This is a genomic window from Delftia sp. ZNC0008 (assembly GCF_000799035.1).
In the GTDB taxonomy this organism is placed as follows: Bacteria; Pseudomonadota; Gammaproteobacteria; order Burkholderiales; family Burkholderiaceae_C; genus Comamonas; species Comamonas tsuruhatensis.
The window spans coordinates 1-1,826 of record NZ_JTKZ01000975.1 but is presented as its reverse complement, the minus strand read 5'-3'; the positions used below and the strand labels follow the sequence as shown (position 1 = coordinate 1,826).

Genomic DNA, 1,826 nt, shown 5'->3' with positions numbered 1-1,826 from the left:
CATCACCCCGGCCAGCGACCTGCAGCTGCCCCACTGCCGCGAGGCCGGCTTCGAGACCGTGGTCAGCATCCCCGTGCAACTGCAGCAGCGCCTGCTGGGCGAGGTCAACCTGTTCTTTCGCTCCACCGTGGTGCTCACGGACGACATGCGCGACCTGCTGTCCGCCATGGCGCGCCACCTGGCCAGCGCCATGGAAAGCCTGCGCGCCACGGCGCTGGAGAGGGAGGCCGCCGTGGCCGAGGAGCGCGGCCTGATCGCGCGCGAGCTGCATGACTCCATTGCCCAGTCGCTGGCCTTTCTCAAGATACAGACCCAGCTGCTGCGCGACGCCGTGGCCAAGGGCCGCGACGAGGCGCGCGACCGCAGCCTGGGCGAGCTGGAAGTGGGCGTGCGCGAATGCTATGCCGACGTGCGCGAGCTGCTGGTGCATTTCCGCACGCGCACCAGCGCCGAGGACATCGAGGCCGCGCTGCGCGCCACGCTGTCCAAGTTCGAGCACCAGACGGGCATTGCCACCTCGCTGAGCATGTCGGGCCAGGGCCTGCCGCTGGCGCCCGACGTGCAGATCCAGGTGCTGCACATGGTGCAGGAGGCGCTGTCCAACGTGCGCAAGCACGCGGGTGCCAGGCATGTGGAGCTGCGCGTGGGGCGCCACCCCTGGCGCTTCGAAGTCTGCGACGACGGCTGCGGCTTCGTCCCCGCCGACGTGGCGCCGGACTCGCTGCATGTGGGCCTGGGCATCATGCGCGAGCGCGCCCTGCTGGCGCAGGCGCTGGTCCATGTCCACTCCCGCCCCGGCGAGGGCACGCGCGTGCTCATCGAGCTGCCGCCGTCGGCCTCGGCCGGGGCGCCGGCGCAGGCCCTCCCCTCGAACGCGTGACACGCTCCCGCAAGAAAAAGACCGCCCCATGTCCTTCTCCAGCCCCATCTCCGTCTTCGTCATCGACGACCACACGCTGTTCCGCCGCGGCCTGATCGCCCTCATCGCCCAGGACGCAGGCCTGCGCGTGGTCGGCGAGGCCGGCGACGCGGGCGAGGCCCTGCGCCTGGTACCCGCGCTTGCGCCCCAGGTCATCCTGCTGGACAACCACCTGCCCGGCGTGCCGGGCGTCGATGCCATCGCGGGCCTGCGGGCCGCATCGCCCGGCAGCCGCGTCGTCATGCTCACCGTGAGCGAGGACGGCCAGGACCTGGCGGCCGCGCTGCGCAACGGCGCCCAGGGCTATCTGCTCAAGACCATCGACGGCGACCTGCTGTCCGAGGCCCTGCGCCGCGCCGCGCGCGGCGAGCCTGTGGTCAGCCCCGAGATGATGGGCAAGCTGGTGGCCGCCTTCCAGTCCCAGGGCGCGCCCGAGCCCCAGGCGCCCGAGCCGGACGAGGCCCCGGCCTCGCCGCTGTCCCCGCGCGAGGAAGAGGTGCTGGTCCAGATCGCCCGAGGCGCCAGCAACAAGGAAATCGCCCGCACGCTGGACATTGCCGAGACCACGGTCAAGATCCATGTGCAACACATCCTGCGCAAGCTGGGCCTGAGCTCGCGCGTGCAGGCGGCGGTGTATGCGTCGGAGCGGCAGCGGGATTAGCGGCCTACGCTGTGGCTGAAGCCCAACCATCCCCCGCACACCGCATCGCCCACACCCAGGCCAGCGCGGCCGCTACGGTCAGCCCGGTGAGCATGGCTGCCGCGCCCACGGCGTCCAGCGCCACGCCGGCGGCCAGCGGCACCAGCATGCGGCTGGCGGCGAACAGGCTGGCCTGCAGGCCGTAGTCGAAGGCCTGCCAGCGCGGGCGGGCGAATTGCATCATCAGTCCGAAGACGCAGGCCGAGG

2 protein-coding genes and 1 pseudogene are annotated in these 1,826 nt (G+C 71.9%); 2 read left to right on the top strand and 1 reads right to left on the bottom strand.

Features of this window, described 5'->3' with window-relative positions:
- A partial coding sequence (locus L995_RS31310) for a GAF domain-containing sensor histidine kinase (RefSeq protein WP_047475411.1) occupies nt 1-880 on the top strand: 880 nt, incomplete at its 5' end.
- Nucleotides 881-908: 28 nt separating this feature from the next.
- Nucleotides 909-1,580: a response regulator gene (locus L995_RS31305; protein WP_016446642.1), complete on the top strand. Its 672-nt coding sequence runs from the start codon at nt 909-911 to the stop codon at nt 1,578-1,580.
- Between the two features lie 4 nt (nt 1,581-1,584).
- Here L995_RS31305 and L995_RS31300 read toward each other — a convergent pair.
- Nucleotides 1,585-1,826 (bottom strand): annotated as a pseudogene (locus L995_RS31300) (MFS transporter); the annotation flags it as partial.